Origin of the sequence: Niameybacter massiliensis, assembly GCF_001282685.1 — a bacterium.
In the GTDB taxonomy this organism is placed as follows: domain Bacteria; phylum Bacillota; class Clostridia; order Lachnospirales; family Cellulosilyticaceae; genus Holtiella; species Holtiella tumoricola.
Genome location: NZ_LN875034.1, coordinates 249152 through 266954, shown reverse-complemented (window position 1 = coordinate 266954; position 17803 = coordinate 249152). Strand labels below are relative to the sequence as shown.

The 17803-nt window shown below is 35.4% G+C and carries 14 protein-coding genes; 3 read left to right on the top strand and 11 right to left on the bottom strand.

Annotated elements, in window-relative coordinates; all coding sequences use genetic code 11:
• Positions 1–47: 47 nt before the first annotated feature.
• Entirely contained in the window at positions 48–872 is an 825-nt protein-coding gene (locus tag BN2390_RS03660; protein WP_053982995.1) for an energy-coupling factor transporter transmembrane component T family protein, read from the bottom strand.
• Positions 865–2559: an ABC transporter ATP-binding protein gene (locus BN2390_RS03655; RefSeq protein ID WP_053982994.1), complete on the bottom strand. Its 1695-nt coding sequence runs from the start codon at positions 2557–2559 to the stop codon at positions 865–867. The genes BN2390_RS03660 and BN2390_RS03655 overlap by 8 nt, the downstream gene beginning before the upstream one ends.
• A 301-nt stretch (positions 2560–2860) precedes the next feature.
• Between BN2390_RS03655 and BN2390_RS03650 the strand changes: the two genes are divergently transcribed.
• Entirely contained in the window at positions 2861–4768 is a 1908-nt protein-coding gene (locus tag BN2390_RS03650) for a polysaccharide biosynthesis protein (protein WP_053982993.1), read from the top strand.
• A 35-nt stretch (positions 4769–4803) separates the two neighbouring features.
• Here BN2390_RS03650 and BN2390_RS03645 read toward each other — a convergent pair whose 3' ends face one another.
• Complete coding sequence (locus tag BN2390_RS03645; protein WP_053982992.1) at positions 4804–5334, bottom strand: type III toxin-antitoxin system ToxN/AbiQ family toxin; 531 nt, start codon at positions 5332–5334, stop codon at positions 4804–4806.
• 232 nt (positions 5335–5566) lie between these two features.
• Positions 5567–6316 carry a tyrosine-protein phosphatase gene (locus BN2390_RS03640; protein ID WP_053982991.1) on the bottom strand — a complete coding sequence of 250 codons (750 nt, stop codon included), beginning with the start codon at positions 6314–6316 and terminating at the stop codon, positions 5567–5569.
• 190 nt (positions 6317–6506) lie between these two features.
• Between BN2390_RS03640 and BN2390_RS03635 the strand changes: the two genes are divergently transcribed.
• On the top strand, positions 6507–8408 hold the full coding sequence (locus BN2390_RS03635) for a polysaccharide biosynthesis protein (protein WP_053982990.1): 1902 nt from the start codon (positions 6507–6509) through the stop codon (positions 8406–8408).
• 201 nt (positions 8409–8609) lie between these two features.
• On the opposite strand, the gene BN2390_RS03630 is transcribed toward BN2390_RS03635, so the two are convergent.
• The 7 genes from BN2390_RS03630 to BN2390_RS03600 all read right to left on the bottom strand — a co-directional run bounded on the left by BN2390_RS03630 (position 8610) and on the right by BN2390_RS03600 (position 16557).
• A complete protein-coding gene (locus BN2390_RS03630) occupies positions 8610–9374 on the bottom strand; it encodes a CpsD/CapB family tyrosine-protein kinase (protein ID WP_053982989.1) in 765 nt (254 codons plus the stop codon).
• Between the two features lie 12 nt (positions 9375–9386).
• Positions 9387–10085, bottom strand: a complete 699-nt coding sequence (locus tag BN2390_RS03625; protein WP_053982988.1) for a YveK family protein — start codon at positions 10083–10085, stop codon at positions 9387–9389.
• A gap of 40 nt (positions 10086–10125) precedes the next feature.
• Positions 10126–10791, bottom strand: coding sequence for a hypothetical protein (locus BN2390_RS03620; RefSeq protein ID WP_053982987.1), 666 nt, complete (start codon positions 10789–10791; stop codon positions 10126–10128).
• A 13-nt stretch (positions 10792–10804) separates the two neighbouring features.
• Complete coding sequence (locus BN2390_RS03615) at positions 10805–12316, bottom strand: S-layer homology domain-containing protein (protein ID WP_053982986.1); 1512 nt, start codon at positions 12314–12316, stop codon at positions 10805–10807.
• Between the two features lie 164 nt (positions 12317–12480).
• Complete coding sequence (locus BN2390_RS03610; RefSeq protein WP_053982985.1) at positions 12481–14421, bottom strand: S-layer homology domain-containing protein; 1941 nt, start codon at positions 14419–14421, stop codon at positions 12481–12483.
• Between the two features lie 185 nt (positions 14422–14606).
• Entirely contained in the window at positions 14607–15170 is a 564-nt protein-coding gene (locus tag BN2390_RS03605) for an ECF-type riboflavin transporter substrate-binding protein (RefSeq protein ID WP_053982984.1), read from the bottom strand.
• Positions 15171–15345: 175 nt separating this feature from the next.
• Positions 15346–16557, bottom strand: coding sequence for an EAL domain-containing protein (locus tag BN2390_RS03600; RefSeq protein ID WP_053982983.1), 1212 nt, complete (start codon positions 16555–16557; stop codon positions 15346–15348).
• A gap of 621 nt (positions 16558–17178) precedes the next feature.
• On the opposite strand from BN2390_RS03600, the gene BN2390_RS03595 reads away from it, so the two are divergent.
• On the top strand, positions 17179–17787 hold the full coding sequence (locus tag BN2390_RS03595) for a recombinase family protein (RefSeq protein ID WP_053982982.1): 609 nt from the start codon (positions 17179–17181) through the stop codon (positions 17785–17787).
• The last annotated feature ends 16 nt before the right edge of the window (positions 17788–17803 follow it).

Sequence of the window (17803 nt, the reverse complement as noted above, 5' to 3'; positions counted from 1 at the left end):
GAAAGAGTTACTAATATATTTCATTAGCAACTCTTTCTATGTTTTCTTTAAAATGGATACCAGAAGTAGGCAATTTGTCCTTTTAGGATAAGTCCTCCTACTAGGAATAAAATACCTACCACTAAGGCGATTTTATCATTGGTTGTAATAGGTTCTCTTACGTACCATGTACGTGTCTTCGCCTTGCCAAATCCACGTAAATCCATGGCATTAGAAACCACTTCAATACGATCTAATGAACCAAGTACCAGTGGAATTAATACGGTTACATAGTTCTTAAGAATCTTGCCAAGAGGTGCATCGCCCTTTTTGAAGGCTACTCCTCTTGCTTCTTGTGCCATAATGATATGCTTCACTTCTCTTTGAATATCTGGCACATATCGAAGGGCAATACTTACAGTGTAGGCTACCTTGTAAGGTACACCGATACGATTTAAACTACTTGCAAATTTACTTGGATGGGTTGTAAATAAGAAGATCAGTGTAATCGGTAGTAAAGCAATATACTTACATGAAATGGTAAGTACATAGAATAAGTTTTCTAAGGTTAAAGTGTAGAAACCTATCTTCAGTAACGGTGTTGTAGAACCCGCCAGTTGTGCCCCATGGTTAGGAGTAAGAACCAGTAGTAGGATGGAGTTAAACACTGTAAATGCCAGTATAAATCCTACTAAAGTACGTATGCTACGCCATTCTATCTTGGATAAGTAGAGTAAAACACTTCCTATTATAATGAGTCCTAAGAAGATACGAAGATCCATAAAAAGGAATGTAAAGATACTCCATATGAGTACCCATATAAGCTTTACCCCTCCATCTAACTTATGCAAGAAAGACGGCTTATCAATATATAATGAGCCTGTATTATTCATTTACTTGCTGTCTCCCTTGTTCTATGACTTGTTTTAAGAATATATTTTTCTGTTGTATGTTATAGAGCTCGCCTAAAGCACTAATAGACGTCTCTTTTAAGTTAGCTTTTGCTAAGACTTCTTGATTGGCAAGGACATCGTAAATTGTGCCATCTTGCAAGATTTCTCCACCAGAAAGGACGATGGCACGGTCTGCATACTCAAGAGCAAGTTGAATATCATGAGTAATCATGACTACAGTGATCCCTTCTCTTTTCAGTGTCATTAAGAAGTTCATAAACTCTGTATAGTTCTTATGGTCTTGTCCTGCTGTTGGCTCATCTAGTACGATAATCTTAGGTTTCATAGCTAAGATAGAAGCAATGGTGACACGCTTCTTTTGCCCAAAGCTAAGAGATGAGATTGGCCATTTCTTGTACGCCATCAGCCCACACTTTTCTAAGGCTTCTTCTACACGTGCCGCTACTGTGGCTTCATCATAGCCAAAGTTACGTAGACCAAAGGCGATCTCATCATAGATCATATATTGGGTAATCATGTGGTTTGGGTTTTGCATTACATAGCCAATAACGTCTGCACGTTTTCTAATAGACCACTTGGTCATATCTTCTCCTTTATAGAGAATCTTGCCACCGTCTAACTTACAAAAACCTGTAAGCGACTTGAGAAGGGTAGACTTCCCTGCCCCATTGTTCCCAAGTATGGCTAAGAATTCTCCCTCATAAAGGTTGAAGGAAATCCCTTTTAAGATTTGTCCGTTCTCTTTGGCGTAACTAAAGTTTAAGTCCTTACATTCTACAAGTGGACTTTGTTGTGGTACTTCTTTTGTATGCATGACCCCTGCTAGTTGATGAAGTACTTCTCCCTTATGAGAAAGCAAGCTCTCAATCTGTGTGAGATGCTGTTCTTTTGATAAATCAATGCCACAATTTCTAAGAGTCTCAATATAAAGAGGTTCTCTTAGACCATTCTCTACAAGTACGCCACATCTAAGGGCTTCATCTGGTGTCCCATTAAAGAGAATCTCACCTTTGTGCATCACTACAAGACGGTCAAAGCCGTGAGCCAGTACTTCTTCGATACGGTGCTCTACTACAATCACTGTCTTCTTTGTCTCCTTATGGAGTTTGTTAATGGTATCCATAGCTAACTGCCCACTGATTGGGTCTAAGTTAGCAAGAGGCTCATCAAAGAGTAAAATCTGAGTATTCATAGCCATAACCCCTGCCATAGCTACCTTTTGCTTTTGTCCCCCACTTAAGTTTTGTGGGCTTCTCTCTTCAAAAGCTTCCATATTAAAGTTAGCAAGAATCTTGCCTACCTTATCATGCATCTGCGGCACTGCCATTCCATCATTCTCAAAGGCAAAAGCCACATCTTCTCCTACACTTAGGGCAATAAACTGTCCATCTGCATCTTGTAGAATGGTTCCGATACTTTTACTCACTTCTTCTAAGCTTCTACCATAGAGCTTCTCTCCATTTAATAGAAGCTCCCCTTCATGTTTGCCCTTATAGGCATGGGGAATCAATCCGTTTAGACAGTGGGCAAGGGTAGACTTACCACTTCCACTCGGGCCTGCAATCAATACTTTCTCACCTGTTTGGATGTCTAAATTTATATTTTTTAAAGTTGGATTTTTGAGGTTCTCATATTGAAAGGTAAAGTCCTTAAAGCAAATACCCATTGCCACTATCCCTCCTTGGTTGTCATTTTTTGTCGTTCATAATTAATCCTAACGCTTTATTATAGAATGAGGGGGTATCTTTGTCAATTTTCAAGCCTATGTAATTGTTAACAGTATACCCCATTTTCATCTATTCTAGCTTGTATTTTATTCTTAATCTATGATCCCTATTAGGCCTCTAGTATCTTTTTTTATGTCTCATTTTGTATTTTATATACAGCTATATAATTGTTCCATATTTTTACATATGCTAGACTGTTGCAAGATAACATAGATTCATTAAAATATTGGGGGTTTAAAGATGTCGTTCGTTTACAAATTAATACTACTTATAAGCGATATGTTCCTTGTGAATATCTCGTTTCTTTGTGCACTGATCCTAAGATTTGATGGGAATATACCAAGTGCGTATCTTACAAGTTATTGGGGGAGCTTTTTAGTACTTACAGGTATTCACCTTATTGTGAATCTCATGTTCAAATTACATAAATGTATGTTGCGTTACATTACAACCCACGAATTACTCTACATAGGTGGTGCCACCACTATTTCTTGCAGTTTCTTCTTTATGTATAGTACGATGATTAATTCACCACTGCCTCGTTCTATCTACTTCATGTATACTGCTATTTTACTTCTCTTTATGATCTTATCTCGTTTCAGTTATAAGTTTGCACATCGTATTTTAGGTAAATGCAAAAAAAGCTATGTTTTTATTGAAGGACGTGTAAAGGGTGTACCACGTAATCGTACCCTTCTCATTGGTGCTGGCGATGCAGCTGCACTTCTTATTAAAGAGAATAAAAAAACTGCACGTTCAGCTTATAAGTTTGTTGTGGCCTTAGATGATGACAAAGCCAAATTCAACTCTTCTCTCAATGGGATTCCTGTAAGAGGACCTATAGAGAACTTAGAACACTATGTAGAAACTTATAATGTAGATACCATTATTGTTGCCATGCCTGCTGCTGGTAAAGACCGCATCTCTGAGGTGTTAGAACTTGGTAGTCATACTACTTGTACATTAAAAATATTCTCTGGTATCTCAAGTGCCATCAGCTCTAGTCCTGAGCCTTATACTGTACGTAATGTAAAAATCGAAGATCTCCTTGGTAGAGATGAGATTGTTCTAGATGCCTCTAAGGTGGGGCCACACATTGAAGGCTATACTGTGCTTATTACAGGTGGTGGTGGGTCTATTGGTTCTGAGCTCTGTAGACAAGTAAGTAGCTTCAAGCCTAAGCGTCTGGTTATCTTTGATATTTATGAAAACAACGCCTATGACATTCAAAACGAACTTTTAGCTCATGGCTTCCCAAAAGAGAAGCTTACTGTACTAATCGGCTCTGTTCGTGATACTGGAAAACTTAACGAAGTCTTTGAAACATATAAACCTGACTTAGTCTTCCACGCCGCAGCTCATAAGCATGTACCTCTTATGGAAGATAGTCCAAGTGAGGCCATCAAAAACAATATCTTCGGCACTTATAATGTAGCCATGTGTGCCAAAGAGTACCGTGCACGCAAGTTCCTACTTATCTCTACAGATAAAGCTGTTAACCCAACCAATGTCATGGGTGCAACTAAACGTATGTGTGAACTCATTGTGCAAGCCATTAACAATACAACACCTTATACAGACTTTGTCGCTGTACGCTTTGGTAACGTACTAGGAAGTAATGGGAGTGTGATCCCTCTCTTCAAACGCCAACTTGAAGCCGGTGGTCCACTGACAGTAACCCACCCTGAGATTATCCGCTACTTTATGACTATCCCTGAAGCGGTTCGCTTAATCCTTCAAGCCATGACCTTTGCCCAAGGTGGTGAAATCTTTATTCTAGATATGGGAAAACCCGTTAAAATCCTAGACCTAGCCATCAACTTCATCCGTCTTTCTGGCCTGGAACCTTACAAAGACGTAGATATCAAATTCACTGGTCTTCGCCCAGGAGAGAAGCTCTACGAAGAACTCCTTATGGCAGAAGAAGGTATGACTAAGACCGACTCTAAGAAAATCTTTATTGGTAAACCAAGTAATATTACCTTTACCCAACTTACCAATCACCTCAACTTCTTGCGCCACGCCCTAGACACCGATGCCGACCTTAAAGCAGCGCTCCACCAAGTAGTACCAACCTACCGTGCACCCAAACATAAACCTACTGCTAACGAGATCAGCGAAGCTAAACGCAAGACACAGGCGTCTTAATCTAGTAATAAAAAAGAGTAGAATCTACGGAGATTCTACTCTTTTGTTATATCTATTTGTTTATTTATGTATGTCTGGCATGCTTGTTCTAATAGTCTAAAATCACAACTATTTTTAGCTACACTCTCATTAACTCTATTAATTACCTTAGAGTATGTTTGTCTTGCTTTATTTCTAATCTTTACTTCATTCTCTATGCAAAATTTCCATTCTTTATTTAATAAACTTCTTCTACCAGAATTACTTTCATTTTTAATAATTAATTCTTTAGCTAATCCCTTTGGGATTGGAAACATATAATTAAATCTTATGGAACCTTTGATAGGATTCACTGTATCTGAATCTATATTGATTAAAATATTATCAGAGCGCTTAATACTATATGAAGATACTGGGACATAGTAATCGAAGCCATTCATCTCTAGTATAATTCCTAAAACGAACTTTTGATTATGACTTTGGCTATATTCTACATTCGGAACATGTGTAAAACCTCTTTGGTTAGTTTCTTCTGCTTGCAAGTATCTTACATAATCTGCTGATACATAATAAAATGATAAAGACATTTTTTTCTCCTACGTAATAAAGAGTAAGGATAATCCTTACTCTTTCATTAAAGTTCGCATTTAAAAGTAGCGAAGCACTCAATGTTAAAGTTCGCATTTAAAAGTAGCGAAGTACTCAATGTTAAAGTTCGCATTTAAAAGTAGCGAAGCACTCATACTATTACACCTTTATTATATGCATTTACCTTAAAAAAATCAATCTTATGTTACAGTTTTGACTTCTTCAAAAGATTTAATACCATCGTCCTAGTATTTTCTTGAAAGGTTTTGGCTTTGGCAACCTTACCATTTGGTCTGCTAAAATGCCTGCTCCAATTGCTTGCATCTTACTTATTTCTTCTTTGCCTACTTGTTGCTCAAGCATCTCATAGCCACCTGCTACAGAGTTAAATACTTTAGCTCTATGTACGTCCGAACCTAGTACATGAGCAAATCCGTGCTTCACTAACTTACAAGTCAGCTTTCTCCTTGTAGATTGCTTATGTAGTGAAACCGTATTAATTTGGATGATACACCCCATATCTAAGAAGGGTTGTAAACAGTTGGGATTCTCCATTACTGTATCATAGCGTTCCACATGGGCAATGATGGGTATCAGTCCTGTACTTTCTTTAATCTTGGCTACACTTGTATATACCCACTCAGACCAATGGCTATAAGGCATCTCTAATAAAATATAATGTGTACCTTCTATAGCTAATTGCTCTAATCCTTCTAATTTCCATGTATCCACAGATAAAAGAACTTCTGCTGCTGTTCTTATCTCTATGCCTAACTCTTGACCATATTCTTGAATCTTGCTAAGTGCCTCACTTCTTTGTTGTACAAATGTCTCTAGGTCTTTGTCTGGATAGAAATGTGATGAGGCAACTATGGCCTTTGTACCTGCTGCCTTTTGTTGTTTTAATATTGCATGAGATTCTTCGCTACTTCTACTACCATCATCTATTTCTGGTAAAACATGTGTATGAAAATCAATCATTTTCTAAGCTCCTTCTCATTTTACGTATATATTTTAGTTATATATTTTGTTTATATATTTATATCAAATTAATTATTAGTCTATATATTTACATATTACATCATTTTTTTACACAGTGTAAATTGATATGTCAAAATTTGTGTGTTAAACTAAATATGTTATCTATTTTATATTTTTTGGGGGGCTAGAAATGTATATTTTTTACAAATCCATTTTACTTGTAAGTGATATTCTACTTGTAAACATGGCTTTATTGTTGGCGCTTATTTTACGCTTTGATTTAAGTATTCCGTTTACTTATTTTGAAATGTATAAGCATCAACTCATCGTCTTGACGCTTATTCACCTTGTCGTGAATATCAGCTTTAGACTGTACAGATGTCTACTTAAATATATTACAACAAGAGAGCTTTTGTATATCGGAGGGGCTACATTACTTTCTTGTGTTTTATTTGTAAGTTATGGACATTTTATTGAGGAACCATTTCCACGTACAGTTTATGTCTTTTATGTCATCATCCTATTATTGATGATGATCCTTTCTCGTTTTAGTTACAAATTTGTAAATCGTATTTTAAGCAAGTTTTCTAAAAGTTATATCTTTCTCAAAGACCATTTTAATGGCGTTGCAAAACACCGTGCACTTTTAATAGGTGCTGGAGATGCAGGTGCTATTATTGTGAGAGAATCAAAAAAATCACTTAAACAACATACTAAAATTATTGCTGCATTAGATGATGACAAGTCAAAACACCGTTCATCACTTAATGGTGTCCCTATTGTAGGTGCTATCGAAAATGTTGAAAAGTACGTAGAAAACTACAATATTGATACGCTCATTGTAGCCATACCGTCTGCAGGTGTTGTACGAATTGCAGAAGTCCTTGCACTTTGTAACAAAACCGACTGTCGCTTAAAGATTTTCTCTGGTATTTCAAGTGCCATCTCTGATGATGCACCATCTACTCACCTTCGTAATGTAAAGATTGAAGACTTACTCGGACGTGAAGAGATTGTTCTTGATTCTACACCTGTTAAAGAAAACATTGCAGGACGTACTATCCTTGTTACAGGTGGTGGTGGTTCTATCGGTTCTGAGCTGTGTAGACAGATTAGTGATTTCAAACCAGATAGGCTGGTTATCTTTGATATTTATGAAAACAATGCTTATGATTTACAAAACGAGCTTTTACGCAACGGTTTTCCTAAGTCTGCGCTTACTGTTCTTATCGGTTCTGTACGAGATAAAGGTAAATTAGAGGAGATCTTTAGCTTATACAAACCTGATATTGTCTTCCATGCTGCTGCCCATAAGCATGTACCACTTATGGAAGATAGTCCAAGTGAAGCCATCAAAAACAACGTATTTGGTACACTTAATGTGGCACTTTGTGCAAAAGAGTACAGAATCAAAAAATTTGTTCTTATCTCTACAGACAAAGCGGTTAATCCAACAAACGTTATGGGAGCAACTAAACGTATTTGCGAATTGATTGTACAATCTATCAACCGCACAACAACTCATACAGACTTTGTAGCTGTGCGCTTTGGTAACGTACTTGGTAGTAATGGTAGTGTTATTCCACTCTTTAGACGTCAACTAGAGGATGGTGGTCCACTTACTGTTACTCACCCAGATATCATTCGCTACTTTATGACTATACCTGAAGCTGTTCGTCTCATTCTGCAAGCTATGTCCTTTGCAGAAGGCGGTGAAATCTTTGTCCTTGATATGGGACAACCTGTTAAAATCTTAGATTTAGCAGAAAACTTTATTCGTCTTTCTGGCCTTGAGCCATACAAAGATGTAGACATTGTCTTCACAGGTCTACGCCCAGGTGAAAAACTCTATGAAGAGCTCCTTATGGATGAAGAAGGAATTGCCAAGACACCTAATAAAAAGATTTTCATTGGCCATCCAAGCTCCATGACCTTCCTAGAACTTACGGAACACCTGAAATACTTACATAATGCCATCGAAAGTAGCTTCGACTTACGTGAAGCACTTCATCACGTGGTACCAACTTATCGTATCTCACCAAATGGTTGTGATACGCCATTAGCTGAAAAAGATACAGCACAAGCTGGCTAATACTTAGTAATAAAAAGGTGAGATTATACCCATTAAGTGGTAGAATCTCACCTTTTTAATTTATGAATAAATGCTCTAATTACACTTGAAAATATCTTTATTGTAACTAAGAAAAGGGATAGCCTACTTCATGTAGTCTATCCCTTCATATACTTAGATTATGATTTCTCTCTAGGAAATCTGTTTATATTGGGTTAGCTTCTACTGCTCATAAGTTGCATAAGCATCTTGGCTATAGCCATAGCGACTATATTTACCATATTTACCGTAGTAACCTTTTTGGTTCTCTTTAACACCATGTAGAATCATCCCAAGTACTTTAGCATTAGCAAACTCTAACTTGCCTAATGCATCTTGCATATCTCTGTGATGAGTAACACCCTGTCTTACTACAAGTACTGTACCAGATACAGCCTTTGAAAGGACTGTTGCATCTGTTACCACATTAAGAGGTGGTGTATCAATAAAGATATAGTCATATTTCTCACCAAGTTTATCTAAGATTGTCCCCATTGTGTCAGATGCTAGAAGCTCTGCTGGGTTAGGTGGAATATGCCCTGATGTAATCACATCAAGGTTCTCGAATTTACTAGGTACAATCACCTCATCTATTTCATTGAAGTGACCAAGTAAATGGGCAAGGCCTTTTGTGTTTTGCACATCTAACTTTCTATGTACTGTAGGTTTTCTAAGGTCTGCATCCACTACTAATACTTTTGAACCTGTTTGTGCAAAAGTAATGGCTAGATTAAGACATGTTGTGCTCTTGCCCTCTCCTGGGAATGAGCTTGTTACAACGATTTTCTTACACCCTTTATCTGCAATAGAAAACATAGTATTGGTACGTGTTGCTTTGTAAGCCTCCTTAACATGGAAGCTTGCTGTGTCATTTAAAATAAGTTCTTTTTCGTGTTCAGGTGAAACAGCTGTCTCACTTTTTTTCTTTCTGCTAAAAAATGTTCTCATAGATGTTTCCCCCTACTTAATACGATGCTGAGCTGCTTCTAAATCTGGAATAGCTCCTAAAACCGGAATGTCATAATGTTTTTTAAGATCATCTTCATCTTTAACACGATTATCAAGCATTGCTGCTACAAGTACACCAAGTACTGATAAGACACCACCAAGCATAAGCCCGATGATTGTGTTTAAGATCACATTTGGAGATGAAGGTAACTTAGCTGGTATAGCTTGGTCAATAAGCTCTACAGAACCAGCTTTAACAACACGAATGATTTCTTCTGGTGCAAGCTCTGCGATGGTATTTGCAATAAGTGCTGCTTCATCTGGGTCTTTAGTTGTTACTTTAACTTCAAAGATTTCTGTACCGTTAACTGAGCTTGCACTCATCATCTTACGCATTTCTCCTGGTGTATACGGTAACTCTGTCTCCTCAGCCACCTTTTGAAGTACGTTATCACTTTTTAAGATTTCAATGTAAGTACTTACAAGTTTTTGAGATGCATTGATATCATTGATATTTGCTACTGTTGAGTCTGCATTCGCATTATTGTTAACATACATACTGATACGTGAAGTATAAGTTGGATCAATAACAAATGCACTAATACCAAAAGCCGCTACTCCCCCTACAATAGTACAAAGTATAATAACAAGTACTTTACTCCACAAGATCATAAAGATCTCTTGCAACGATATTTCATTTGTTTCTTCCATGTTTGCCTCCTACTATGCCTCTACTTTAATTCACTCTTCCCTAATACAAAAGATGCTTGTATTTATAATAATATGTTTTTGCTGTCTCTAATTCCTCTGTGTCAAAACGTTCTATAGCAATGCGCTTGGCCTCTTGGATATCACCACTAGATATGCCATCTGCTGCAAGACCTGCCAAGTAATTAATATCAGACATAGGAATATTCCCTAATACGAGATTCATCATGGCATTCTTATCCTTTGTAGGTACAACACTTAAAATATGCCCTACACGGTCTTCTAACGCCACTCGTACATCATCTGTTGTAATTGGCTTGCTAAAGTCCAAGGTAGGCTTATTGCTTTGTGTTTCCTGTACCTTGTTATTTGTTTCTGCACCTTGCTCTTTAGAGCTACTTTCACTTTGTGGTACCTTTTGCTCTTGTGAAGGTTGTTGTTGTACACCAACTACCCCCTTCTGGCCCTCTCCACCATTTCCTAGGAAAAGAGCTTGAACAACTTCAAGCTCTTCCTCAGTAAGTACACGACCTGACTCTGTTAAGTCAATGCCCGTTTGCTCTAAAAAGTCCTTTTGAACTTGACTATCAAAGGCCTTTTGTAATACATAGTCCCCTGCTTTATCATAAATTGTGTAAGCCGCCATTCCGCCTATTACAAGGATAGCAAGTAAACAACAGCTTACGATAATGGCTATTTTCTTCTTCATTGTGTTTACCTACTTATTCTACTTCAAGACGAATGGTAAGTGCTACTGGTGGTTCGTTTTCAAAACGAAGTTGACGTTTGAAAGTATATTCTTTTGGTAAGTTTGAACCTGTATATTGACGTACCATTAAGTTTACATTATAGAATTGATCTAACATGTGTCTAATTGAAATAGTTCCATTTTCTGCAAGCATTGCGTAAACCGTATCTGATGAAATTCCTACTGCATCTGCAATATTTTTTAGTTGTGAGTTATTTGCTGTTACTTGATCTACCATTTCCTCAAAAATACCTAGTGCTGAATCAGCCATTCTAAAAGTATAAGGTACATTTGTTTTCATTGTTCCACCAAAAGTGCCTTGAATATAAGCACCTTCTTTATTTGTTACGATCATTAAGCTCTCCATACCATCAAAGCCTGGTGTACGTGCTGATAAATCTTTCAAATTAATAACTACCTCATTGCCTACAACTTCTACTGGTACAAAATTGCCACCAATGAATACACCTGCTTCTTCTACTACAAGCTTGTCTGCACTTTGGTTAGATGTCTCTTTAACCATACCTTCAATGTTGAACTTCGCATCTGCTACAATAAGAAGATAATCTGTAACAGTTTTTTCTCTAAGTCTAATGCTTTCATTTTCTGCCGTTACAATAAGCTTTTTCATTGTTCCTTTTGTAAAATCAAAAGCTCCTGTACTTGCTAAATTTACTGTATTGAAAGTACCACTTAAAGTCACTTGTCCACCATCTACATAGATGTCTCCGTTCACTGTTACATTATCAAAACGTACTTTACCTTCACCAATGGCTTCTGTTAAGTACACATCCCCATTAATGGTCATATCTTTGAAGATCACATCTGATGCTTGTACCACTACGTTGCCATCAAGTTGTGTTGTATATGTATCTGCTTTTGTAATCATATGTGGTGTAATATTTTCTAAGATTGTTACCACTTCTGCACGTGTGATATTTGCTTGTGGTTTGAAGCTACCATCTGGGTTACCCTTGATATACCCTTGACCAGCTAAAGCTTGTACAGCATCTTTTGCCCATACAGAGATGTCTTTTCCATCTGTAAACTCTGTTGGTGCTGTTGTATCTGGTTGAAGATTATATGCTTTTGCAATAGCATAAGCTACTTCTTCTCTTGTAGCAGGTTTGCTTGGTTCAAACTTAGTACCTGGTGTGTACATAAGTCCTCTATTGGTTACTGCTGCAATGGCTTCTGAATACCATTTACCTGCTTCAATATCTTCGTACTTTCTTACTGCATCGCTTGACGTGTATTGGAATGTACGATTAAGGAATGTTGCAAGTTCTGCACGTGTTACAGGTGAACTTGGTTGAAAATCTCCATTTTCCATTCCTTTTACCACACCGTAGCCAGACCATTTATCAATAGCTCCTTCTGCCCAGTGTCCCTCATAGTCTTTTGCCCATACTGGCTGTGCCATCAACATAACTCCCATTAGTGATAGCGCTACCCATTTACTCGTATTTCTCTTTAATAATTGCATCGTTGCCCCCTATAATTAGACTTTATATTATGTTTTACTTCATAAGTATGCAAATTTTTCATTCATATTTCATTTTAGCATAAAATACAAGCTTTTAAAACCTATTAGATTTTTATATTTATAAGAGGATATATCTTGGTAGATATATCCTCTTATATAGTTGCTTATTTGTATTCTAAGTTTACTGTAAATGTATCTACTTCGTAACCTGATTCTACACCTGTAACAAATACTTTAGCTGTTAATGATGGTGTTTCTGTCTCTAAACCAAATAATTCTACACCATATGTTTTAAGAACACTTTCAACTTTTGCATAAAGATCTGCTGCATTATTTTGAGCTAATTTAGCACGTACACGTTCTGCACGGCCCATCATATAATCTACAGAAACTTCTTTGTTTGCATTTGCATAGTCATTTAAATCACCGATAGCATTAGTTAATAACGCTACAGCTTTAGCATAGTAATCTTTGCCAAGTTGATCTTCAACAGTTGAAAGAATGTTGAAAAGATCTACTTGTTTAGCATTTACCATATCAGCTAAATTTTTAACTGTATATGCTGTACCCATTTCAATATTTTGAGCTAACTTATCTGTAGCATAAACTTTAACTGTTTTAAGACCATTTGCTTCTTTAGCAGAGATAGATGCAATTTTGTCTGTACCTTTAAACTCTGTACCATTTACTGTAACAGTATTTGCTTTTGCATCTACTACTACATTAAATGTGTTATTTGTATTTTTGATTTCTTTATCAGTTCCGTTAACATTTACGATAAAGCTTTCAATAGTGATTGCTTTTTCTGTAACAGTGCCACCGCCACTTGAGCTACCGCCACCGCCACCGCCGCCGCCAGACTCTGGGAACTTAGGTGTTGTTGTAACTGTTGCTGCAACTTTTACATTATCTTTATTATATTTAAAGCCTTTTTTAAGTTCTAAACCATTTGCATTAACGTTGATGTATTTGATGCTACTAGCAGCACCTCTACCACGTAAAAGTGTACCTTCAGCTTTTTCATTGATTGTAGCTGTTTGAACAGTTACACCGTCAACTAATGCAACCTCTGTTGTTTGGTTAACTACGATTTCTTCAATTTTCATTCCACCAACAAGTTGAACTTCTTTTGCACCATCTACTACAACTTTAGCAAGTGCAAGTACATTACCTTCGATTGTTGCATTTGATTTAAGAGTAACTGTACCTTTAGCTTCTACTAAGTTACCGAATAATACTCTAACCGGGTTTTTACCAGCTTTATCAACGATAATGTTATTTACTTTTGATTGACCTTCAACTTTAATAGTATTTACGCTACCACCTTCAACGATGATATCGCCAAGTACTGTTACGTTGTTAAGTTTAACTTCACCTTCACCAATACCCTCTGCAAGATATAAGTTACCTGTGATTGTCATATCTTTAAGTTCAACACCTGTTGTATTTGCAACAAGGTTACCTTCTGTATCTTGTGAATATACACCTGCTACGTTTACAAGATCAGCAGTGATTTTATGTACCATTGTTACAGCTTCTGCACGTGTTAAAGTTGCTTGTGGTCTGAAGCTACCATCTGGATTACCATTTAAGAAGCCACCAGCTACTAAAGCTGCGATTTCTGCTTCTGCCCAATCAGCAATTTGAGCTTGGTCTGTGAAACTGCTTGTTTCATCATTTGTTGCAACTTGGTAAGCTTTTGCAATAGCGTAAGCTGCTTCTTCTCTTGTAGCTTGTGCTTCTGGTTTGAATGTACCATCTGCGTAGTCATTCATAATACCTGCTGAAGATACTTTTTGGATGTCCGCTGCATACCATTTTGTATTTTCAACATCTGTATATTTTGCTGCTGATGATGTATCTGTAAGACCAAATACTCTTACGATCATTGCTGCAAGTTCCCCACGAGTAACTGTCCCGTTTGGTCTGAATGTACCATCTTCGTACCCTTTTAAAACTTCTTTTTCAGACCATTTTTCGATCATTTCTTTAGCCCAGTGTGCATCATAATCAGCTGCAAATACAGTTGCTGGAACTGTTGTTACTGCTACTGCCGACACTGCGACCATTGCTAATGCTTTTTTTAATCTAAGATTTAAACGCATTATACTCCTCCTTAATAAACTAAAAAATATTTTTGTACGTATATCATTTTATAATACGTAATACATAAAATCAATATTTTACTATTTTTAACTTTATAATTCTTTATTTTACAACAAAAAAGACCACATTTTTGCATTTATTTTATGCATTTAAATATGATCTCTAATTTATATTTGGTTATAAATTATTCTAATTCTTCTAAGTCTGTAGATTTGCCTTTAAGTTTACCAATAGCAATAACAACTGGGATACCAATAGCACCTACTACAATAAGGTTAAGGATATTGGCTACAATAATTTGAAGCCATACTTTTTCTGCTGGCTCCCCATAGAAGAATACATCCCCTACATAAGAAAGTATACTACCAAGAAGTGCCCCAAGCACTGCATAAGCATATAAAAGCCCAATGTGTACACCTTTAATCTTACCTTTAAGTAAATCAAAGTCTGCTTTTAAAACAATAAAACCTGTACAAAGGCCAATTGAAGCAGACATAAATACCCAACTCCACCATACGCTACCATAAGAGATGGCATCATTTAAGGCATGTCCAATGAATCCTACTAAGAACCCTACTACTGGTCCAAAGATGGCACCAAAAATACATAAAAGTGCTACCGCAAGTCTTAAAGATGTGTTTGGCGCTACGTTAATTGAAATCATAGAAGCTGCTGCATAAAGCGCTGCACCAATACCAATGGCAACAACTTGCTTTGTGCTTAGCTTAAAGATTGATTTTTTCTCCATTTACTATTCCTCCCGTTCAATTGTAACTTACAATTTTTTCTTAATATATAGTCTAACTATACACCTGTCTAATTATACTCAAAACTTGCTTATAATGCTAGTTTTATTATCTTCTTAATAAATATATAAAACAAATCTTTCCTGAATAGTTTGATATATTATTTCTATCTCTTTTTTATAATTCTAATTGCTCAATAGGAAGGGGTCTTGAAAAATAATAACCTTGTGAAAAGTCAACCTTATACTCTTCTAGATAGCCTTGAATTTCTGGGTTATCTACGTATTCTACAATGGTATAGGCATTCATATTTTTAGCAAGTTCAATGATTGACTTTAAAATATGCCTATTCTTTTTACATTTATGAATATTCTTAGTAATACTCCCATCAACCTTAATATAGTCCGGACAGATCTCTGTCGTTTTAGCTAAGTTAGAATAGCCTGCCCCAAAATCATCTATTGCTATTTTTATATCATACTTTTTAACTTCCTTTATAAATTGTTTTAATAAGAAAATATCCTTAAAAACTTCATCTTCTATAATCTCAAAAATAATTAGAGCATCTGATTGTCTGCTCTCTAGAAGTTTAAACAAAACTTTTTTAAACTCACTGGAACTAATATCATAGATAGAAAGATTAACTGAAACGTTCATATTTCTATTTTCTACTTCTTGAAAAACCTTCTTAATCATTATTTTACTTAACTTTGTATAGACATTGTACTTTTTAGCAACTTCCATGAAATAAACGGGTGCATAAATATTTCCATCTCTATCCCTAATTCTCATCAATGCCTCGTATTTATCAATACATCTTTTTTTATTATTATAAATACCTTGATAATAGGGTATAACCCCATCATTTTCAATAGCCCAATAAATGGTATTAATAACATTCAACTCTTGTCTTATATCTGCATCTTTACTTATATCCTCTTCATAAACGATATAGTTTCTTTGTAGATTCCTTTCTGCATATAAGGCTTCAATAGCACACTTCATCATATCTCCCTGTCTAATAACCACTGCAAATCTCATTAGCATAGGTAGATTAGGCCTATTTAATTTAATGTAATAAAACTTTTTGTAGAGCCTTCTTGTTATTTCCAAAAACTTTTCTTCTTCCATTTCCATTTTTCCAGCTACTATTAAAGTACTATTATCAAGAATATAAGGATAAAGGCTATGATTGATATTGTCTTTTTGTAGATAAATATATATCTCTGAAATGACTTGTTCCAAATATTCATAATAATAATCTTCTCCTAAATACATAAGTAATAAATTTGCATTTTGTATTTTAAGCATACAAATCTTATCATATAAATAAAAACTCTTATTATTTTTATATTCAAGTATATTACTAACATTTATATAGGATTTCATTATATTATTTCCTCCTTTTACATGTTTGTAAAAATAACCAGTCAATAAATGTCTCTTAATTCATAAATTTACTAAGTCCTCTCTTATTATTTATAAAGGTACACCTTTGTAACGCTGCTCTTCTCTTAGTTTAATTAGCAAAAACAAAATAATTTTTATTAATAATTACTATTTTTTATTTAAAAACATTGTAGTATTATCCAAAAAAATATATAATAATTTCAGAAATATACTTTGCTATNACTCTTATTATTTTTATATTCAAGTATATTACTAACATTTATATAGGATTTCATTATATTATTTCCTCCTTTTACATGTTTGTAAAAATAACCAGTCAATAAATGTCTCTTAATTCATAAATTTACTAAGTCCTCTCTTATTATTTATAAAGGTACACCTTTATAGCAAAGTATATTTCTGAAATTATTATATATTTTTTTGGATAATACTACAATGTTTTTAAATAAAAAATAGTAATTATTAATAAAAATTATTTTGTTTTTGCTAATTAAACTAAGAGAAGAGCAGCGTTACAAAGGTGTACCTTATTGACATAATAAACTTGAGTATAAATATCATCTCCTTTTATCATAATATTAATGATAGGAGGACTTTTTTATGAAAACTTACTATGGATATATGAGAGTCTCTACTCTTGAACAAAATATTCAAAGACAAAAAGTTGAACTTTTACGCTGGGGGATTGCTGAAAAAAATATTTTCTGTGATAAGTTATCAGGAAAGGATTTTAATAGGCCTCAATACCAAAAGTTAAAGCGAAAGTTGAAAGAAGGAGATGTTATTGTCATAAAAAGTATTGATCGTTTAGGAAGGAACTATGATGATATTCAAGAGGAGTGGCGAGAAATTGTTAAAAATAAAAAGGCTGATATTGTTATCCTAGACATGCCTATTTTAGATACAAGAACAAATAAGGATTTAATTGGTACATTAATCTCCGATATTGTTCTACAGCTTCTCTCCTATGTCGCCCAGTCTGAACGTGAAAATATTAAGCAACGTCAAGCCGAAGGCATCGCCCTTGCTAAAGCACAAGGAAAACATTTAGGGCGTTTCCCTACTCCAATCCCCGATGAATTTTACCCTATTTATGAAAAGTGGCAGCAACGTATTTATACCTTAGAAACAGCCAGTAAAGAGTTAGGCGTTACAGTAAGTCAGTTCCGTACAATGATAAAAAAATATAAAAATAACAGTAATCTATAGCTATAAAAAGATGGTA